This is a genomic window from Eggerthella hominis (assembly GCF_014287365.1).
GTDB classification, from domain to species: domain Bacteria; phylum Actinomycetota; class Coriobacteriia; order Coriobacteriales; family Eggerthellaceae; genus Eggerthella; species Eggerthella guodeyinii.
In genome coordinates this window covers 413,686-433,862 of record NZ_JACOOA010000002.1, presented here as the reverse complement: position 1 = coordinate 433,862, position 20,177 = coordinate 413,686, and the positions used below count along the sequence as shown (strand labels likewise).

16 protein-coding genes are annotated in these 20,177 nt (G+C 65.0%); 11 read left to right on the top strand and 5 right to left on the bottom strand.

Annotated features, from left to right (window positions below):
• Positions 1-92 precede the first annotated feature (92 nt).
• The 3 genes from H8S61_RS06600 to H8S61_RS06590 form a co-directional block, all read right to left on the bottom strand.
• Complete coding sequence (locus H8S61_RS06600) at positions 93-3,791, bottom strand: S8 family serine peptidase (RefSeq protein ID WP_186938404.1); 3,699 nt, start codon at positions 3,789-3,791, stop codon at positions 93-95.
• A 159-nt stretch (positions 3,792-3,950) separates the two neighbouring features.
• A complete protein-coding gene (locus H8S61_RS06595; RefSeq protein WP_186938403.1) occupies positions 3,951-4,607 on the bottom strand; it encodes a helix-turn-helix transcriptional regulator in 657 nt (218 codons plus the stop codon).
• A 14-nt stretch (positions 4,608-4,621) separates the two neighbouring features.
• Positions 4,622-5,878 carry an arginine deiminase gene (locus tag H8S61_RS06590; RefSeq protein WP_186938402.1) on the bottom strand — a complete coding sequence of 419 codons (1,257 nt, stop codon included), beginning with the start codon at positions 5,876-5,878 and terminating at the stop codon, positions 4,622-4,624.
• 247 nt (positions 5,879-6,125) lie between these two features.
• Between H8S61_RS06590 and H8S61_RS06585 the strand changes: the two genes are divergently transcribed.
• The 10 genes from H8S61_RS06585 to H8S61_RS06540 all read left to right on the top strand — a co-directional run bounded on the left by H8S61_RS06585 (position 6,126) and on the right by H8S61_RS06540 (position 17,001).
• Positions 6,126-7,556 carry a YfcC family protein gene (locus H8S61_RS06585; protein ID WP_186938401.1) on the top strand — a complete coding sequence of 477 codons (1,431 nt, stop codon included), beginning with the start codon at positions 6,126-6,128 and terminating at the stop codon, positions 7,554-7,556.
• A gap of 69 nt (positions 7,557-7,625) precedes the next feature.
• A complete protein-coding gene (locus H8S61_RS06580; protein ID WP_186938400.1) occupies positions 7,626-8,873 on the top strand; it encodes an arginine deiminase in 1,248 nt (415 codons plus the stop codon).
• A 25-nt stretch (positions 8,874-8,898) separates the two neighbouring features.
• Positions 8,899-9,906: an ornithine carbamoyltransferase gene (argF, locus tag H8S61_RS06575; protein WP_186938399.1), complete on the top strand. Its 1,008-nt coding sequence runs from the start codon at positions 8,899-8,901 to the stop codon at positions 9,904-9,906.
• Positions 9,907-10,125: 219 nt separating this feature from the next.
• A complete protein-coding gene (locus H8S61_RS06570) occupies positions 10,126-11,406 on the top strand; it encodes an O-acetylhomoserine aminocarboxypropyltransferase/cysteine synthase family protein (protein ID WP_186938398.1) in 1,281 nt (426 codons plus the stop codon).
• 72 nt (positions 11,407-11,478) lie between these two features.
• Positions 11,479-11,910, top strand: coding sequence for a hypothetical protein (locus tag H8S61_RS06565; RefSeq protein WP_186938397.1), 432 nt, complete (start codon positions 11,479-11,481; stop codon positions 11,908-11,910).
• A gap of 102 nt (positions 11,911-12,012) precedes the next feature.
• Positions 12,013-12,321, top strand: a complete 309-nt coding sequence (locus tag H8S61_RS06560) for a hypothetical protein (protein ID WP_114551758.1) — start codon at positions 12,013-12,015, stop codon at positions 12,319-12,321.
• A 326-nt stretch (positions 12,322-12,647) separates the two neighbouring features.
• Positions 12,648-14,156 carry a Fic family protein gene (locus H8S61_RS06555; protein WP_160942021.1) on the top strand — a complete coding sequence of 503 codons (1,509 nt, stop codon included), beginning with the start codon at positions 12,648-12,650 and terminating at the stop codon, positions 14,154-14,156.
• A gap of 76 nt (positions 14,157-14,232) precedes the next feature.
• A complete protein-coding gene (locus tag H8S61_RS06550; protein WP_255466498.1) occupies positions 14,233-15,888 on the top strand; it encodes a molybdopterin-dependent oxidoreductase in 1,656 nt (551 codons plus the stop codon).
• A 68-nt stretch (positions 15,889-15,956) separates the two neighbouring features.
• On the top strand, positions 15,957-16,712 hold the full coding sequence (locus tag H8S61_RS06545; protein ID WP_255466497.1) for a molybdopterin-dependent oxidoreductase: 756 nt from the start codon (positions 15,957-15,959) through the stop codon (positions 16,710-16,712).
• Between the two features lie 10 nt (positions 16,713-16,722).
• Positions 16,723-17,001, top strand: coding sequence for a molybdopterin-binding protein (locus H8S61_RS06540; RefSeq protein WP_160942019.1), 279 nt, complete (start codon positions 16,723-16,725; stop codon positions 16,999-17,001).
• 57 nt (positions 17,002-17,058) lie between these two features.
• On the opposite strand, the gene H8S61_RS06535 is transcribed toward H8S61_RS06540, so the two are convergent.
• The gene (locus tag H8S61_RS06535; protein ID WP_186938394.1) at positions 17,059-18,069 is read right to left on the bottom strand and encodes a helix-turn-helix domain-containing protein; all 1,011 of its coding nucleotides are present in this window, start codon (positions 18,067-18,069) and stop codon (positions 17,059-17,061) included.
• Between the two features lie 105 nt (positions 18,070-18,174).
• On the opposite strand from H8S61_RS06535, the gene H8S61_RS06530 reads away from it, so the two are divergent.
• Positions 18,175-19,578 (top strand): MATE family efflux transporter, encoded by a 1,404-nt coding sequence (locus tag H8S61_RS06530; protein WP_186938393.1) that lies wholly within the window; start codon positions 18,175-18,177, stop codon positions 19,576-19,578.
• Between the two features lie 57 nt (positions 19,579-19,635).
• Here the strand turns inward: H8S61_RS06530 and H8S61_RS06525 are convergent, their stop codons facing one another.
• Positions 19,636-20,058 carry a flavodoxin gene (locus H8S61_RS06525; protein ID WP_009305889.1) on the bottom strand — a complete coding sequence of 141 codons (423 nt, stop codon included), beginning with the start codon at positions 20,056-20,058 and terminating at the stop codon, positions 19,636-19,638.
• Between the last annotated feature and the right edge of the window lie 119 nt (positions 20,059-20,177).

Here is a 20,177-nt window from a genome sequence, read left to right as displayed (position 1 = left end):
AGATACGCGCCGCATGAAGGCCGGTACGAGGCGCTCTCGGATTGCAAGGCGCCGAGGGGCGAGCGCTTCGTACCGGGCCATCCACCTCTTCGCTACGCTTTGCGAGCGCGACGACGGCGAACCGTCGAGACGGCGAGTGCCGCTGCGCCGGCGGATGCGAGCACGGCAAGGACGAGCGAAGAGGGCGCAAGTGGGTCTCCCGTACGCGCGAGCGCTTTGGGCGTGCTTCCGCTCGGGGCGTTAGGGGTCGGCGCTGGGTCGGGCGTCGGCTTCGGATCGGGATCGGGGGTTGGCTCCGGCCCCGGGTCGGGCGTCGGCACGATCTCGGCATCGCCGGGCTGCGCACCCGTCTCCATGGCCGTCGAGCTGAATACGTGGTACGGTTCGTTCTGCGACCCCGCCAGCACGTAGAACCGCCCGCGGTACGCCGTAGCGGCCGGAGCGACCAACGCTTGCTGCGAAGCCCTCTTCCCATACGCCGCCACCGAGGACGCCTCGTCGCCGGAAAGCAGATACGTGTCGGTCGTGCCGTCGTCGCTCGTCGGCCCGACGAGCGCGAACCCGTCTTCGACGCCGCCTGCCGCGTACGCCAGTTGCCCCGTTTCGGTTACGAGCGACGAGAGGTCGACCGGAGTGCCCTCAAGCCATCCCTTGGGAATCCCTTCGCCCGACGCGTCGTCCGAGTCGCCTTCGCGCGGCATCGCCAGTTCGACGCCTCCGATGCCGCCAAGCTGGGTGCTTATAGAAACGCCGCTCGTCACCGCGAACGCTCCGTTGCCATACGCTACCTGAGGACGGATGCGACCCGTGGAAAGCTCCCCTGCCTCCTCGAAAACGAACGTTTCGAGGTCGGCGCGATACACGACCGTGCTGTCTTTTTCTTCCCCGGTTATGCCACCGAACAGGTACAGATGCTTGCCGTCGCTCCCCAGCGTGGAGGCGTACGGCACACCGTTCTCCGCGGGGAAGTCGAAGTCGAGCATCTCCCATGTTCCGTCGGCGGTATAGCGGACGAAAGATACCTTGTCCTCCCTGTTGACCAGCTGCAACACAAGCGCGCCGCCGAGCGTGGCCCCCGTTGCGTCGACGATGCTGCCAGCAAAACCTTTCGTGCCGAGAAGGTCGACGGGAAACGGCACCTCTTCCCATGTTTTCGTATCGGGATCGTAGCGCAGCAGATGGTCGTAGCTGTTGCTCGAATCGAAAACAGATGTGCGCGGCAGGCAGTACACGTTTCCATTAAAGCCCACCAGCTGCCATGCGCCCCATGTGTTGAGCTCGTCGGGAACGGGCAGATCCGTCTGGTCGTAGTACGTCGTTTCAACGCGTTTTCCCAGATCGACGCGGTGATTGGCCTGCTTGCCGTTCGCCTCCACCCGCACGACCGCTTGGCCGCCCGCAAAGCCCTCGGGCTTCTGCACGGTCAACTCGGTCTTTCCGTCGCCCAGGTCGGCCCGCTCGGACACCGTCGCCGCCGCACCGTCCAGCATCGCCGTCGCTCCTTCCGGCATGAAGTAGCCGCGCACCGTCACCGTGCGCCCGTTGTCCACGACCTCGGTGATGGCCGGGCCGGGGTTCGACGCGCCGTCCACCGTTGCGTATCCGCCCGTCGAGCAAAGCCCCTCGTAGCGGGCGTCGGGTTCGGCTGCGCCCTTCACCAACGCAGCCAGCTTTTCGGCCGCTTTCGCCGGATCGTCTGCGGCCACATCGTCCAAGCCCTGCCCTGCGATCACCGCAGCCGCTCCGGCCACTGCCGGGCTCGCCATGGACGTGCCTTGCAGGTAGGTGTAGGGAACCAGGTCGCTGCCCAGGCCGATGCTGTCAACCACGAAGGTACCGGCCAGGTAGGGCCCCAGGTCGCTCGTGCCGCCGGTTGTGGACAGCTTCGCCACGGCGTAGCGTATGTCCACTTGGAAATTCGCCCAGTCGACGTTGTCCGGCAGCTGCCCCGAGAGGCCCGCCCACGAATCGCCGCCATAGCCGAAGGAGCCTTCTTTGGTGGCCAGCTCTTTCCAGCTGCCGTCGAGTGTTTTCACGCCGACGCTCGTCAGCGGTACGACTGAGGCGTTCTCGCCGGAGGTTGCCGTGTAGCGGATGCTCAAGTGCGTGGGCTTCTCGGCAAGCCCCGAGAGATCCACCGTGCCGCTGACGGCGCTTGCGGGGTCGCCCATTTCGGCGGAGTCCGAATCGTAGGGAAGCTCCAAGGCGCTCTCGCCGTCGAAGCGCCGGCCGCCGGCCACGATCTCGCAAGTGTCGGCGGCGTCGGAATCGACGGAGAACGAGGAAAACGTTTGCATGTCGACCCCCGCAGCGGCGTGGCTTTTGCTGTCGAAGCTTTCGTACAGCGCCGCTTCCCCGTCTTCTTCGCCAAGGTACTGCGGGCCCTCGGTGACCCCCGCTCCGTTTGCGGCGCCGGTCGCATAGGTGGACAGGACGGCCGTGCCCGGTGCCATCACGTCGGTCGTGGTCTCCCCGTACTGAGTGAACGTGGACAGGTTGCCCGTCGGGTCGATAGCGTTGACGGTTATCGCGTACGGGTTGTCGGCCAAGAGGCCGACCGTGCTGCCTGCAGCGTCGGTGTCATACGTCGAGTTGCCGGACGCGAACACGCTCACGACGCCCTGGCGCCCGATTTCCGTCACGGCCATGTCGAGCGAGCGCCATTGGCCCTGGCCCAGGCCCCACGAGTTGTTCGTCACCCGCACCTCGACGCCCGCATCGCAGGCTCGGCTGACGTAATCGAAGCATTTCAGAGCGCCGGATAAGGTGTCGTCATGACGAACGGCCATGAGGTTCACGTTCCCCGCCAGGCCCGAGACGCCTTTGCCGTCCCATGCGGCTCCGATGGTGCCCGCTACGTGCGTGCCGTGGTATTCCGTGAGGCCCGTCGTCGACGAGACGCCTGCGGCGGAGTCTGCGACGACGGCGAAGCCATGCTCGTCTTCCTTGCCCGTCGTCGCGATGCCGGACGTCAGCCCCTCGTTCCACATGACCGGTTCCAGATCGGGGTTCGAAGCGTCCACGCCCGAGTCGATGACGGCCACGACGACTTCGTCCAGCTTCTCGGCTGCGGCCGCATCGTTCCATGCGGCGTAGCCCATGTCCACGGCCTCGTTCTGCGCCATGCCGCCCATGCGCCCGTCGTTGTGGAAGCCCCATACGAATTCGTTGATGTCGGTTGCGGGCTCGTCTTTGTCTTGGCCGAAGACGATTTCTGAGGAGGGGGTGCTTTCTTCGCCGTCGCCTTCCGGCTCGGTTTCGCCCTTGTCGTTCGCGACCTCCGCCGTCGGCTTGGCGAGTGCGTCGGGCTCGGGCGTTGCGCCGTCCGCGTCGACGGTTTCCACGATGGCGTTCGGCTCCGCGAACGCCACGCGCGCATCGGACTCCAGCTCGCCGATGAGCTGCTCGGCGGTCTTGCTCTCGTCCCTCACGAGAACCAGGCGTCCGGCCGAGGCTTCGTCGCCGTTACTCGACGAGCGCGATCGAACCGCAGCGGCGGCTTCGACCGCCCCCGCATCGTCTTTCAACGCCTCGACGGCCGTTCCCGCGTCGATGCTCATCAGGTTCTCGGCGCTTCCCAGCAGGTCGTCGTTCAGCGAAAACGCTTGCGCTCCGCCGTCGATCACGTACGCGATGGCCTCGTGCTCGACGTACGTGCCCGGGGCGAGCGCCGCGTCCGCGCTACCGTCTGCGGAGCCTGCGGTCTCGTCCGCCGCCGCCGTACCTGCAGGTATCGGTACGAGCGAACATGCCAACAACGCTCCCAGCGCAAACCTTCCGAATCCCCTCATGTGCTCTCCTTCGCATCGCGCACGGGCAATGGGTGCATACTAAGGAAAAGCATACAACAAAACAGCAGCACGCGAAGATCGAATGCGACAGCGCGCAGGTCAACGGTCTCGTCGGTAAATTCGTGACGGTGCGCGAGCTAGCGCTGCGTTGATCTCGCTTCATGCTCCCAGGTCGTGATCTGCCTGGTACCATACGACGACGCCAACGATGCGGACTCGACGCCTATCGATCATGAGGTCGGGGGCGGGTGCGTCGTAGGTCCACGAGGACAGCATAATAGTGTTGTTTCCCGCTAGGTAACGGCGAATGACTACGGTTGCGTTGTCGAGGTACGCGACCACCGTGCATCCGTTCCACGGCCTCAGCTTCTGATCCACCAAAAGCAGCGATCCTACGGGATACAGACGAGTCATTTCCCGACAGTCCATGCGCACGAATATCCCGACGGGATGCCGTTGAGCGACGTCAAGCGGGGCGTACGCCTCGCTTGAGCACCGCAGCGTGGTGCCGTTGCCGGAGCGCTCCACCTTGTACACGGGGTACGGGAGCTGCATGACGTCGTTCGGGCCCGCGCCGGACGAGGGATCGCGCGCGACGGAAGGCTCCGATGCGAATCCGAGCCCCTCGCTGAGAACGTCGTCGGCCGTCACCCCGAACACTTCGATGAACTTATCGAGGTGCGCTTTGCGTATGAAGCTCTTGCTCGTTTCCCAGCGGGACACGGTTTCCTTCGTGACACTCAGCCGTTTCGCCAGCTCTGCTTGGGACAGGTGCTCGCGGGTCCTCAACGCGCGGATGTTGTCGCCGACGCCCATCGTCCGGGCGCTTCCTAGACGTTCTCTCGCCACAGCGGCAGGCACAGGCTGGTGGGGCCGCCGAAGCCGGCGGTCATCTCCTGGATCGATACAGGGTGCAGCGTCATGCCGGCCTTGTCCAGTAGGTTGTTCGCCGTGACGTTCTCTTCGCAGACGCACAGGTTGCCGGGAGCCAGGCACAGCATGCTCGTGGCGCCGTTGTCGCGCTCGAACTCGATCCGGTTGCTGGCGCCGCTATCCAGGTCCATGAGGCGAATGGGGCCGATGTCGAGCGCCTGCTTGAGCATGGATCGAAGGTCGCCTGAAAGCTCCTTGATGCTCACGCTGCCCTCTTTGCGCCCGCGGCTCATCTTGAACACGGTCGGGTTCTGGGCCAGGGCGGGATCCACCACGAAGGTGTCGTAGTCGATTCGCGAAATGCACGTGTCCAGATGCAGCCGGTTGCCTATCTGGGGTACGTCGAACGCGTAGATGCTCGTGATCTCGGATTCGTCCGCCTCCCACAGGAGGCGGCGGGCCAGCACGTCGATTGCCGCCGCTTCGGTGCGGCTGGACAGGCCCACCGCCAGCGTATGCGCATCGAGGTTGACGAGGTCCCCGCCTTCGAGGTGAAACGAGCAGCGATGGTCGAACCACGAGGGTGCGGACGCAAAGCGGGGATGGTGCCGCGCAACGGCTTCCAGCACATTGACCTCTTGGTTGCGGTCTTGCCAATACATGTGGTTCAGCGTGATGCCTTTGCCGACGACGCTCATGGGGTCGCGTGTGAAGAAGGCGGCGTTGATGGGGTTGATCAGGAACGTGTCGGCATCGAAGGAGCTTCCGGTCAAAGTGGCCAAAGACTGCCGGTCGGAGGCGAGCAGATCTATATCGCCGTAGCGGACGCCCTCGAAGAGACGCTTGACGAGCTGCTCGCTCGTGATCGCTTTGGCGAGGTGCTCTTTGACGCCCTCCGTCAGCTCGATTCCCTCGATGCGGCCGTCCTTCACGTAGGCTTCGGTCAGCTCCGTCCTGGCCTGCTCGGTGCTGTCGATAGCTTCGACCAGGAGGTCTTGCACGTGCAGCACCTCGACGCCTTCGTCGGAGAGCAGCGTGGTCAGGCGATCGTGCTCGGCCTGCGCTTTTGCCAGGTCGAACTCCGTATGGGCCGGGCGCAAGTAGAACACCTGCAAAAAGTCCCCGTGGGGATACTGCTGCGTCTCTTCTCCGGGCCGGTGCATCAACACCTGCTTCAGCGGGCCTATCTCGCTTTTCACCTGCACGCCGCCCATGACCGTCCTTTCCTCCGTCTTCTTAGGGGAAGCATAGCGAATCCGCCGTCCCCTGTACAAGCGAACTTCCAAAATATGACGTTTAATGTCTACACATTTCGGAAACACGACGAAACATGTTGCCTCCTTCGCCGCTTAACGGGCGCGTACCCTTCGCGGCCCCTGCATTTCCCGGATCCTGTCGGTGCGCCTGAGATCATGGACGCCAGGTGGGGAACCAAGGGCTATGGGAAAGGAGAGAGGTGAAATGGCAGAAAAGATCAAGCGCACGTTGCAGGTGCCGCATACCTATACCATCATCTTCGTGCTGATGATACTTGTTGCCGTGCTGACGTGGATCGTTCCGTCCGGTGCTTTCGACACGACGGAGGTCGACGGTCGCGAGGTCACCGTGTCAGGGACCTATCAGGAGATTGACAAGGTCATTGTCGACGAAGAGACCGGCGAGCAGACGGATCTGCGCCAAGGCGTCGATGCCGTGCTGCAGGCACCCCTGCAGGGCATTGAAGCCGCGGTCGAGGTTGTCGCGTTCATCTTCATCGTCGGCGGAGCGTTTCAGATCATCACGGCAACCGGGGCCATCGACGCCGGCATGAGGCGCGTGGTCAAGCGATTCAAGAGCAAGGACATCCTCGTCATACCCATCGCGATGCTGCTGTTCGCGCTGGGTGGATCGACGTTCGGCATGGCGGAGGAGACGCTGCCGTTCTTCGCGATATTCGTGCCCATCATGATCTCAATGGGATTCAACTCCCTCACCGCGTTCATGATCGTCTTTATCGGTGCGAAAGCGGGCTACATCGCCTCGACCGTCAACCCGTTCAGCGTTCTCATCGCGCAGGGCATCGTCGGCATCACCGGCAACCCGCAGCTGTGGCTTCGCGCCATCATGTTCGTGGTCATCGTGGGGCTGTCCATCGCTTGGGTCATGCTCTATGCGAGGAAGGTGCGTAAGAATCCGAAGCTGTCGTTGACGTACGAAGCCGATAAGGCGAAGCGCGAAAAACTGGGTACGGTTGCCGACGATGCTCCGTTCACGACGGCGCAGAAGCTGGTCTTGGGAGTGTTCCTCGCAGGCATGCTGCTCATCGTGTGGGGCCTGGTGACTCAAGGCTGGTACATGGGCGAGCTTTCGGCGGTGTTTCTGGCCATGGGTTTGATCTCGGGCCTCATCGCACGGTTCTCGCAGCAGCGGATCGCCTCGGAGTTCGTCATCGGTTTGAAGGACTTCGCTTTCTCGGCCATCGTGGTGGGCCTCGCGCGCGGCGTCCTGGTCATCGCCGACAACGGCATGATCATCGACACGATCCTCAACGGGCTGGCAACCGGTTTGGCAGGCGTGCCGTCGGCCGTCTACACCACCATCCTGTACGGCGTGGTGAACCTGTTGACCATCCTCGTGCCCAGCTCGTCGAGCCTGGCGGCCCTGACGATGCCGATCTTCGGCCCCCTGACCGAGCTGATGGCTCTCAACCCCGAGGGCGCCGTGACGGCTCTGTGCCTGGGCGAGCCCATGATGACCATCATCTGCCCCACAAGCGCCATCCTCATCGCCGGGCTTGCGGTGTGCAAGATAAGCCTGGAGCAATGGTGGAAGACCTGCTGGAAGTTCTGGTTGGTGCTCAGCGCGGTCTGTATAGGTTTCACGGCTGTTTCCGCGATGCTTCCCGTTGCGTAGATTGCCGACGACGGTTCGAAGGAGGTGCGCATGCGGAGCTGCCGCATGCGCACCGAGGAAGGAGAGACAATGGCGAATACGCCCCTATGCGTAACGAGCGAGATCGGCGCCCTCAAGAAGGTGGTGCTCCATCGCCCCGGCCGCGAGCTCGCGAACATGAAGGCCGACGAGTTCGAGAAGTGCTGGATCCACGATGCGTTCTATCTCGAGTACGCCCAGCAGGAGCACGACGCGTTCGCGCAGATGCTGCGCGACGAAGGTGCCGAGGTGCTGTACATGGAAGACCTGCTTGCGGAATCCATGGACCAGGATCCCCGGGCGCGCGAGGCATTTCTGGACGAGTACCTGGCCCAGGCCCCTATTCCCGACCCGCAGCTGGCTCCGCTGGTCCGCGAAGTGCTGGACGGCATCTCCGACAACCGGCGCCTCGTTGCGAAGGCCCTCGAGGGCATGAGGCTGCGCGAGCTGGATCTTGCCGATGGCCCTCGCACGCTCGCGCATCTAGCGGGAGAGGGTTTGGCGCCCGACGATTTCATCGTCTACTCGATGCCCGCCTCCTACTTTTCGCGCGACCCTATCGCATCCATCGGCGGCGGCGTGTCGCTGAACCGCATGTACCATCCGCAACGCAATCGGGAGGTTCCGTTCTACAAGACGTTCCTCACGTACCATGCGGACTATGCGGGAACGCCGTTTTGGTACGACAACGCCCATACGGCCCACATCGAGGGCGGCGACATCCTGAACATCAACGAGAAGACGGTTGCGGTGGGCATATCGGAGCGCACGGAGCCTGCGGCCATCGACGAGCTGGCACGCAACCTGTTCTGGGGCGCGCATCCCTCCGCCGTCGAAAACGTGTACGCCATCAAGATCCCCTTCGGCTACGAGACGATGCATCTCGACACCGTGTGCACGCAGATCGACTACGACAAGTTCACCGTGTATCCGGGCATGTACGACGAGCTGCGCGCCTACCGCTTGAGGAAGGGCGATCAGCCCCAGGAGGTCGTGGTGGAGGAGCTGGCGGGATCGCTGAAGCGGATTCTGGAAGTGGCAACGGGTTTGGGCGACGTGTCGCTTATCGAATGCGGCGGCGGCGATTCGGTGGAGGCGTCGCGCGAGCAGTGGAACGACGGGTCGAACACGCTGGCCATCGCCCCGGGCAAGGTTTGCGTGTACGAGCGCAACGTGGTGACGAACGAGGTGCTTCGCAAGGCGGGCGTGGAGTTGTGCGTGATCCCGTCGGAGGAGCTTTCCCGAGGCCGTGGTGGCCCGCGCTGCATGAGCATGCCGTTCGTGCGCGAGGCCCTGTAAATCTAAAAAGAAAGGATGATGAATCATGGGATTGAATCTTTCTGGCAAGAGCTTCCTCACGCTGCTGGACTTCAGCGCCGAGGAGATCGACTACCTGCTTGACCTGGCCGAGGACTTCAAGGGCCTCAAGCGTGCAGGTGTGCCGCACCGTTGGCTTGAGGGTAAGAACATCGTGCTGCTGTTCGAGAAGACGTCCACGCGCACTCGCTGCGCCTTCGAAGTGGGTGGCATGGATCTCGGCATGGGCGTGACGTACCTCGATCCGGGCAGCTCGCAGATGGGGAAGAAGGAGTCGGTGGAGGATACGGCGCGCGTGCTCGGGCGCATGTACGACGGCATCGAATACCGAGGCTTCGAACAGAGCGTTGTCGAGGAAATGGCAGAGGTTGCCGGCGTGCCGGTGTGGAACGGCTTGACCGCGCAGTTTCATCCCACCCAAGCTTTGGCCGACGTGCTGACCATGCGGCAGGAATTCGGCCGCGACTTGAAGGGCCGCAAGCTGGCCTTCTTCGGCCAAGTGGGCAACACGGCGGCGTCGCTGCTGGTCATCTGCGCAAAATTGGGTATCGACTTTGCACAGGTGGGCCCGCAGTCCGACGCCCCCGGCAACCGTACGTACGATCCTCAGCTGCTGGCTACGTGCCGGGAGCTGGCCGCGGAGAGCGGAGCGACAATCACGGTTACGGATAGCATCGAAGAAGGCGTTCAAGGTGCCGATGCGGTCTATACGGACGTATGGGTGGGAATGGGCCAGCCGGACAGCTTGTGGAAGGAGCGCATCGGTCTGCTGGAGCCCTATCGCGTGACCGAGTCGGTCATGGCGCAGGCCGCTCCGGACGCGATCTTCATGCACTGCTTGCCGTCGTTCCACGACACGAACACTATCGTCGGCGCCGAAGTCGCCGAGAAGTTCGGTGTGCAGGAGATGGAGGTTGAGGACGCGGTCTTCGAGTCGGGGCAATCGCGCGTGTTCCAGGAGGCCGAGAATCGCATGCACACTATCAAGGCGGTGATGTACGCAACTCTGCGATAGCGTGGACGGTGCGGCGTGCTGGGTGTGGGTTGTGTTGCGCAGGGCCCGATCGACTGGTCGAGCCCTGCGTTTTCAATATCGGCTAGCTTTCAGTGCGATCGCTTGGCCATCTGGAATTGCGATAGCAAGGTATCGAAAAGACGGCACTACCGAGTCTAAAGCGCTCCCCGCTATAATGGGCAAAGCAAATTCGACCTTCACGTGCAACAAGGAGCACCCATGAGCGAGTCCATCAGCACCACCTGCGTGCAGGGCGGCTATCGCCCCGGCGACGGCGAGCCGCGCCAGATTCCCATCTACCAGTCCACCACCTGGAAGTACGACACGAGCGAGCACATGGGCCGCCTGTTCGACCTCGAGGAGGCCGGCTACTTCTACACGCGCCTCGCCAACCCCACGAACGATTTCGTGGCGGCCAAGATCGCCGAGCTCGAGGGCGGCACGGCGGCCATGCTCACGTCGTCGGGCCAGGCGGCTAACTTCTTCGCCGTGTTCAACATCGCCGGGGCGGGCGACCACGTCGTAGCCAGCTCGGCCATCTACGGCGGCACGTTCAACCTGCTGGCCGTCACCATGAAGCGCATGGGCCTCGCGTGCACGTTCGTCGCGCCCGACTGCACCGACGAGGAGCTGGAGGCCGCGTTCCAGCCGAACACGAAGGCCGTGTTCGGCGAGACCATCGCGAACCCGGCGCTGTCGGTGCTCGACATCGAGCGCTTCGCCGCCGCGGCGCACGCGCACGGCGTGCCGCTCATCGTGGACAACACGTTCCCCACGCCGGTGAACTGCCGTCCCATCGAATGGGGAGCCGACATCGTGACGCACTCCACCACGAAGTACATGGACGGGCACGGCGCCAGCGTGGGCGGGGCCATCGTGGACTCCGGGACGTTCGATTGGACGGCGCACGCCGACAAGTTCCCCGGCCTGTGCGAGCCCGACGAGAGCTACCACGGCGTGACGTACACCGAGCGCTTCGGGCTGGGAGGCGCGTTTATCACGAAGGCGACGGCCCAGCTCATGCGCGACTTCGGCGCTATCCAGTCGCCGCAGAACGCCTACCTCGTCAACCTGGGGCTGGAGAGCCTGCACCTGCGCATGGCGCAGCACAGCAAGAACGGCCTGGCGCTGGCGCAGCACCTGGCCGCGCATCCGAAGATCGCATGGGTGCGCTATCCCGGCCTCGAGGGCGACGCCTACTACGACCTGGCGCAGAAGTACCTGCCGAACGGAGCCAGCGGCGTGGTGAGCTTCGGCGTGGCCGGCGGGCGCGCCGCGGCTGAGACGTTCATGGCGAACCTCAAGCTGGCGCAGATCGCCACGCACGTGGCCGACGCGCGCACCTGCGTGCTGCACCCGGCCAACGCGACGCATCGCCAGATGAACGACGAGGAGCTGGCAGCCGCCGGCATCACGCCGGATCTCATCCGCCTGTCGTGCGGCATCGAAGCCACCGAGGACCTCATCGCCGACGTCGACCAGGCGCTCGCGGCGGTGTAGGGGGCTGTGGTACGATAGGGTTCCTAGCTCGGGTGAGAAGACCGGTTCGGGATTCGATCACGGAGGTGCCCTATGGAACGCAAGAAGCTGTTCGTTCGCATCGGCATTGGCGCGGCGGGGGTGCTGTTGCTCGTGGCGGTGTTCGCCGGCGTCAGCATGGTGGGGGAGCGGAACCACCTGCGTCAGGGCATCGAGGAGGGCTTCGAGCTGCGAGGGACGTATCAGCTTCCCAGCGGCGCATCCATCACCTTCCAGGTGTTCGACGCTGAGCGTTCGTGGGAGGCGCAGAACGGCCCCGACGGCGTGGCCAAGGGCACGTTCAAGGAAACGGCGGACCCGAACATCTACCTGCTTGAAGACGAGCGTGGCGAAGAGACAGGTTGGGTGCACCTCGCCTACGCGAACGGCGACGGCGGGGGCACCCTGTACGTGCGCTACGGTTCGGGCGATGTGGTCGAGATGGGCAAGGTAAGCAGGACCCCCATCTATCAGGCGCGCGGCTGACCTGCGTTTCAACTCCTCGTTGCAGGACGATCCTTCGGGTCGAACGGCGGCGCGCGCTCGCTATACTGATCCCAGTGAATGCGTCGACGTGAAAGGACGACCATGGACATTCAAGCCATCATCGACAAGGTTGTGGGCGAGGTTCAGCAGGCTCCCGAGATGCTGCAGGAGATCGTCGCCGACCCGGGTGCGGCAATCGAGAAGATCACCGGCCACTCGCTGGGCGACACCGACATCGCGGCCGTGGCCGAGGGCGTGCTCGCTCAGGTGCAGGAAAAGGGCGGCGACCTCAAAGAGCACCTCTCCGGCCTGATGGAGAACGGCGCGGTGCACGACGTCATCGCCAACATCACCGGCGAAGGCTCGCCGTTCAGCGGCCTGCTGGGCAGCATCTTCGGCAACAAGGAGTAGCGCGCTGCGCACATACGGAAGCACCGGGCCCGCTCGCGAACGCGCGCGGGCCTTTTTGATGCTTCGCTCGAATAGCCGTTGAGGAGGGCCGGCGCGTCCCCGGCGCCGAGCCGGCCGCACGGGCGTCGGAACCCGACGCCGCCCGGTCGCTCGGCCTTCACGCTGATGGGGCCGCGGTTCTGCCGCTTTCTCGCGCTCTTCCCTTCTGAAATGCAACCCTTTTCCCCTTCGGTGGTAAATAGTTTCTAGTCACGGCTCAGTATCTTGATGTTCGCGCACCACTTCTGCGAACATGCACGTGAGAAGGGTATGGGAAGAGGGGGCTCATGGCGAAGAGGCTCATAGCGGACGATTTTTCGCTGCTGGGCGGCGCTCTGTCGCTGGCCGCGCGCAACGCGCAGACGTTCGAGTCGCTCGCGGCCGAGCTCGACGTGTCCCAGGAAGACCTGTCCCTGTACTGGTTCGCGCTCAACAACCTGCGCCGCCATCAGGGCCACGTGCTGCCCGTGCCCTTCGACGCGGCGGCGCCCGGCGACGCGCCCGACGCACCCTCCTCCTCGAGCAACTGGTACGCGCCCACGTGGCGCCTGAACAAGCTGCTGGAGGAATTCCAGCTCAACGAGGGTTTGGCGGTGCACTACGGGCGCATCCTGACCGATCCCGAAGGCGGCCACTACGAACTGAACCTCGCGGCCAGCGAGGTGGTGCGCGCGGTGCGGCTGGAGAACGCCGACCTCGATGCGGCCCAGCTCAGGCGCGTGTGCGTGCAGGCATGCGAGCCGGTCAACGGCATCGAGCTGCTCGTGTCAAACGCGGGCAAGATCCTGCTGACGGTGGAGGACTACCGCGACGAGCCGCTCGACATCGCGTTCGTCGAGCGCCTGTACGCGGCACTCACCGAGGGCATCTCCATCAAGGAGGTGCGCGAGATCGAGAGCCGCGAGGCGAACGCGGTCGACGAGCTGCGCGCGAAGGCGCTCGAGTCGTTCTGCGCGCACGTGTGGGTGCCCGACGGCAACCACACCCTCGTCGACGCCCTCATCGCGCTGTACTACTTCAAGACGTTCCGCCTGTTCCCTGCCGGGAACAACGTGCTGGCGTTCCTGCTGTACTTCCTCATCCTGCACCGCGCCGGCTACCACTTCTCGGCGCATGTGCCCGTGGTCAAGCTGCTGTACCCGCGCGATGACGACGGCGGCCGCGGCCACGGCCTGGCGTGCGCGCCCGAGGACCTCGTGGTTGCCTGCGACGGCTACTTCGACTGGACCCGCTTCTTCGAGCAGGCGGTGCGGCTGATCATCGACGAGCAGCGCTGGACCATGACCAAGCTCGACGGCATGGCGCGCCGCCGCGAGCGCTTCCGCGCCATCATCGACGCCGACGAGAGCATGAACTTCCGCCAGAAGGAAGTGCTGCTCGAGGCCGTCCTCCACAGCAACGCCGAGTTCACCTACGGCATCCACGTGCATCGCTACGACGTGTCGTATCCCTGCGCGCGCAGCGACTTCGCGCGGCTGCTGGACCAGGGGTTTCTCCGGCAGCACGACGACGGCATCCGCCACTTCTTCGTGGCGTCCGACAACTTCGGCGAGGTGTTCCTGAACTACCTCAAGGAGCATTGCGCCGACGCGTTCTCGCGCTTCTACCGCGAAGACGGCTCGCTGCGCGACGCGTTCAAAAGCGCGGACGACATCGCGGCGGAATACAACAAGGACGTGGGCTTTTACGAGAAGTCCCTGCTGGATAAAACGTACATCGAGCACTACGACTTCCGGCGCACGCCCATTGCCGACCACGACGGGCCGCAGCGGCGCCGCCGGTCGGACGACGAGTGACAACCGGCGAGGAGAAAGGAGGATTCGGGGGAGTTCGGCCATTTTCATTGTCAAAGGAGGGTCAATGAAAGACACCATGAAAGAGCGTGCACGCCTGCACGCTCCCAGCAAAGCGAAAGCACTGGTCGTGCTGGTTGCGGTTGCGCTGGTCGCTTCGTTCGCCGTTTGGGGATGCAGCCCGAAGGCGATGAGCGACGACGCGAAGGCCGCCGGCACGAGCACGGAAAGCACCGACGGCAAGACGAGCGCGAAGGCCGGCGACGGCCCCGACGAGCTGTCCGCGTTCAGCGGGTTCCCCACCGAGGGCCGCTTCGTCGACGGCGTGGCATCGCTGCCCGATTTCTACAAGAACACCGAGAAGAACGAATCCAACGCCAAGGCCGAAGCGCCGCGCCGCTACACCGACCGCAACGGCAACCTCGTGCAGCCGGTTCCCACCGACGAGCTGGGGTGGAACAACACCTACCTCGACGCCGACAACCGCGGCTGCACCTCGTGCCACACGTTGGAGAACGCCCTGATGAGCCTGCCCACGTACCATCGCCTGATCTTCTTCGGGTACCCCACCGAGCAGAGCTATCAGAACTGCATCGCCTGCCACTCCGATTCCTACTCGGGGCACAAGCTGGCCGACGCCATCCACACGCTGCACATGAACAGCACCATGTTCGTCGATGACGACAACGGGAACTGCCAGTCGTGCCACTACATCGACTCCAACACCGGCGTGTTCGAGCGCTGGGACGAGGTGAAGTACGACCTGTACAAGGGCATCACCGACGTGGCATCCGACGAGCTGAAGGCCTCGGTCACCTACGATCAGACCACCATCACGCCGGCTGAGAACCGCATCTTCAAAACCGTCAAGGACGAGCCCAACGAGTGGCTGACCGACGACTCCAAGGTGGACACGTCCATCTACGAGAACTGGGTCATCTCCATCGACGGCGATTGCGAGAACCCCGTCGAGATGACGCTTCCCGAGATGGAGCAGCAGTTCGGCACCGTGAAGCAGGTCATGAAGATGGACTGCACCATCAACGGCGTGGGCCAGGCCACCATCATGCAGAGCGAGGTGGAGGGCATTCCGCTGAAGGCCATCATCGACTACGCGAAGCCGAAATCGGGCGCCAACGTGGTGAGCCCCATCGGCAGCGACGGGTACGACTACGCGAAGATGGGCATCGACTGGCTGCTTGAGAACGACGCGGTCATCGTCACGAAGATGGACGGCGAGCTGCTGCCCAACTCGCAGGGCTATCCCTGCATGATCTGGGTGAACAAGACGTCCGGCGGCAACTTCACGAAGCGCATCTCCAACCTCACGTTCATGACGGTGCCCGACGACAAGATCGACGCCGAGCTGTACGTGGGCCAGTTCACCGACGACCGCACGGGCGAGATCTACTCCAAGCCCAACAGCGGCGTGCTGAACTATCCCACCGGCATCGTGCTGTCCGGCGAGGAGGCGAAGACCGTGCACCTGGAGGGTTTCGCCGACGCGTGGGACGAGCCCATCAAGAAGATGGAATTCTCCTTCGATCACGGCGAGACGTGGACCGTGGTGGACACGCCCGACAACAACGCCGACAACTGGACGTACTGGCGCATGGACTTCACGCCGCCCGCGGCCGGCGCCTACCTGCTGGACATCCGCACGACCAGCATCACGCCTGACGGCGCCGATCGCGTCTGCCAGTACGACACCCAGTTCATGTTCACGGTAGAGTAGGGGGTACGATAATGAAAACAACGACGCAACGCGGTCGTGCCACGATCTCTGCCCTCGCGGGGTTCACCATGGTCGCCTCCATGGCGGCCGCGCCGGCGGTGGCGCTGGCCGGCGAACCCGCTGCCGACGAGCCCGTGGCCGCCGGCGGCACCGAGGCCGCGACGAACGGCACGGCTGTCGAGAGCACGCAGGTCACGCCCGCCCAGGTGGAGGGCGAGTTCTCGTTCGACCAGACCACCATCACGTCCAACGAGGTGATCAAGACCTTCTTCCAGCGCGTGTCGCAGGCCATCTGCGGCGCGACGGTGCCCCTCGTGGCGGACAACCCGCTGGGCTGGAAGCTGTCCGTGTCGGGCGACGTGGAAACGGCGTTCACCGCTTCGGTGGGCGACCTCGCCAACGAGGAGTCGACCAGCAACGTGATGACCTGCACCTGCGGCGGCAACCCCGCCGGCGGGCGCGCCATCGTCACCGCGGACGTGACGGGCATCCCGGTGGAGCATCTGCTGGCGAAGGCCGGCGCGGCTTCGGGTGCGAACGCCGTGACGTTCGTGTCGGCCGACGGCACGCAGCAGACGTTCCCGCTGGGCTACGTGGTGGGGCGCCATGCGGTGCTGTCCTACGAGATCAACGACGAGGACCTGTCGGCCTCCGTGGGCGGCAGCAACCAGCTGTGGATGACGAAGACGCCGGCGAACTACTTCGTGCGCGACGTCGTGGAAATCGTGGTGTCCACCGAGGACGTCGCGCCCGCGACTCCGGGTGCGGCCGACGAGCATCCCAACAGCCCCAACGCGGGCGTGCTCGCGGGAACGCAGGGCTAGGGGACACACGATGATCGCTCCGATGCAGGTATCCGTGGGCAAGCCGGTGACGTTCAGCGGGTACGCCGAGGACTACGGCAAGCAGATCGTGTCGGTGCAGTTCTCGCTCGACAACGGCGCGAACTGGACCACGTACGACGTGTCGGATTCCACCGACGAGCTGTGGGTGCACTGGACGTTCTCGTACACGCCCGAGCGGCCCGGGTTCTACCGGCTGCTCGTGCGCTCGGTGAACGACGCCGGCGCAGCCAGCCCGCTCGCGGACGTGGCCGAGTTCACGGCCGCCTAAGCGAAAAGGGGGCGCTTCCTTGGGTTCGGAGGAGGCGCCCCCTTCTTTTCCGCCCGCCTAGCGCATGGCGGCGCGGTAGGCGCTGGGGGTGGTGTGGTGGGTGCGGGCGAACAGCTCGGCCAGGCGCTCGGGGCGGTAGCCGACGGCTGCGGCAACCTGCGCCACGGGCGCGTCGCCGACGGCCAGCAGCTCGGCGGCCTTCGCGCAGCGCAAGCGCTGGCGGTACTCCACGATGGTGCAGCCGCACGCCTGCTTGAAGGTGCGCCGCAGCTTGGTCTGGCCCATGCAGGCGATGCGGGCCAGCTCGTCGGCGTCCACGGGCGCGGCCAGCTGCTGCTCCAGGCGCCGCCGCACGCGCTCGATGGCGTGCATGTCCTCGCTGGCCAGTTCGCTGGTGCGCTCGCCGGCCATCGCGCGCGACTTGTCCACGACGAGCGCCACCGCTTCCTCAACCTTGCTTCGGTAGAACAGCCGCGCCGACGCGCCGCGTCCGCGGTAGGCTTCCACCTGCTTGAGCAGCACCACCATCTCGGGGAAGTCGGAAAGCCCGTCGATGCTGGCGAACGCCTCCTCGGCGCTGAACGCCTCATCCCGGTACACCTCGCGCAAATACTGCTCGTAAAACGGCGGGGCGAGCATGATCTCGACGTTGCGGATGGGCGTGCCGGCCCGGCACAGGCAGTCCCAATGCGGCGTGTCCAGAACGTGCCCCTCCAGGTAGGGTGCCTCCACCGTGCGGTTCGTGACGCTCTCGACGCAGCTTCCCGACAGGTAGTAGCGCACCGAGACGAAGCGCGGATGCCGGCATTGCTCGCGGAAGTCGCGGGGGAACAGCATGTCGGTCGCCGAGATGGCGAAATCGCGCTCGGCGTACAGCCAGAAGTATCCCGAGGCCACGTCGCGCGGCATGCGGAACATGCGCCCCTCGCGTTCGGGCGCGCCCACGTCCGCCGCGCGCGTTTCCTCCATCTGCATGTCGGCGAGGCAGGGGAGGAACACCTCGCGCATGATGTCGTAGTCGGCGCATGCGGCAGCCGTCCCGTCCCGATTTCCGTCTGCGCGAATCAACGCGCCCTCCTTCCGTTCCAACGCGTTTGCGCGCCCGCCCTTGCGCCCGGACGCGCTCGTCTCTAAGTTAGATCAGGATAACATGATAGAGCGATAGGAGCATATATGGCATCATCAGAGAACAAACGCGAGCTCATACTCACCCGATCGCCCGGCAGGCTCATGGTGTCGTTGAGCCTGCCGGCTATCGTGGGCATGGTGGTCATCGGCCTGTACACGTTCGTCGACGCGATCTACGCAGGTCAGCTGATCGGCGTCGACGCGATGGGTGCGGTGTCCATCGCGTACCCGTTCACGTTCATCAACTCGGGGCTGGCGGCCATGATCGGCATGGGCTCGGCCTCCGTGCTGTCGCGGGCCATCGGCGCGCGCGATCAGAAGAGCATCGACCAGGTGATGGGCAACCTCGTCGTCATGAACCTCGTGCTGTCCCTCGCCGTGACGGTGGTGGGCGTCGCGTTCGCCCGCCCGCTGCTCGCGCTCACGGGCGCGGAAGGCGCCATGCTCGACCTGGGGGAGCGCTACCTGCGCATCATATTCCTCGGCAGCCTGTTCGTGAACTTCGCCCAAAGCTCGAACATGATCATGCGCGGCGAGGGGGAGTTGGCCCGCGCCATGGGCATCATGGCCGGCGGCGCCATCCTCAACATGGTCCTCGCGCCGGTGTTCATCCTCGCGCTGCGCGATCAGGGATTGGGCCTGGAAGGAGCCGCGTGCGCCACCGTGCTGTCGCAGGCGGTGCTGGCGGGCGCGATGCTGTGGTGGTTCTTCAAGCGCGAGAAGACGGCGCGCATCGTGCGCGTGGCGGCGTCGCGCGCGGTGCTGGCCGAGGTGGCGAAGGTGGGCGTGTCGGCCATGCTCATGCAGGTGCTCACGCTCGTGCAGCAGGCGATCATCTACCGCGCGGCGGCCGAGTGGGGCGGCGCGGAGTGGCAGGTGCTGTTCGGCGCTGCGCTGCGCATCCAGTCGTTCGCGTTCATCCCGCTGTGGGGCATGAGCAACGGCTTCCAGCCCGCGGCGGGCACGAACTACGGCGCCGGGCTGTACGACCGCGTGAGAAGGTGCACCGTGGCGTTCTCGCTGGGGGCGACGGGGCTTGCGCTGCTGTTCTGGATACCCGCCATGCTGTTCCCCGAGGCCGCGTTGTCGCTGTTCATCACCGATCCGGCGCTCGTGGCGCAAGGCGTTGACGACTTCCGCGTGTTCTTCGTCGCCTATCTGGCGATGGGCGTCATGGTGATGGGCATCACGCTGTTCCAGTCGTTGGGGAAGGGCGGATTGGCGGCGCTGCTCGCGCTTGCGCGGCCGTTGCTGCTGTTCGTGCCGCTCGTGCTGATCGTGCCGAACCTGGGCGGCCTCGGCATCCACGGCGTGTGGCTGGCCTGCGCGATCACCGACGGCTTGCTGGCGCTGATCGCCGTCGCCCTCATGGTGCGCACGTGCCGCGGGATGGGGAAGGGCCGCGCGCGGACGGCCGCGATCGAGGAGGGGGAAGCCGCGCGGGCGTAACGCGCAGGCGGCCCGGGACGTGCGGCAGGCGCGCGTCCCGGGCCGTTCGCGTGCCCGCTAGCCGGCCAGCAGGTTTCCGACGCGCAGGCATTCGGCGCTGGCCTCGTCGTCGGGGTAGTCGTAGGCGATCACGGAATCGGCCACGTCGACGCCGGCTTCTTCGGCGCGCTTCTCCCACAGCTCCATCCACTCGCCGTCGTTCCACTCGTACGAGCCGAACAGCACCACCTTGTGACCGGCCAAATGGGGCTCTACCTGGTCGTACATCGGGAGGAACTCCATATCCTCCAGCTCTTCGTCGCCCATGGCGGGGCAGCCGAAGGCGAGGGCGTCGTAGTCCTCCACGCGCTCGGCGGTGAAGTCCGCGGCATGCACGAGGTCGGCCGTGCCGCCGGCCGCGCGCACGCCTTGCGCGATGAGGTCGGCCATGGCCTCGGTGTTGCCCGTGCCGCTCCAGTAGACGATTGCAACCTTGCTCATAGGGTATCTCCTTCGTGTCGAGGGATGTCGCATGCGCTCTCTGTTGAGCGAGGTGCGCGACGAAGCCGCGCCGCGCACCTCGCTCAACAGAGCCGCGTCTCGCGTCTCACGTGCCGTCC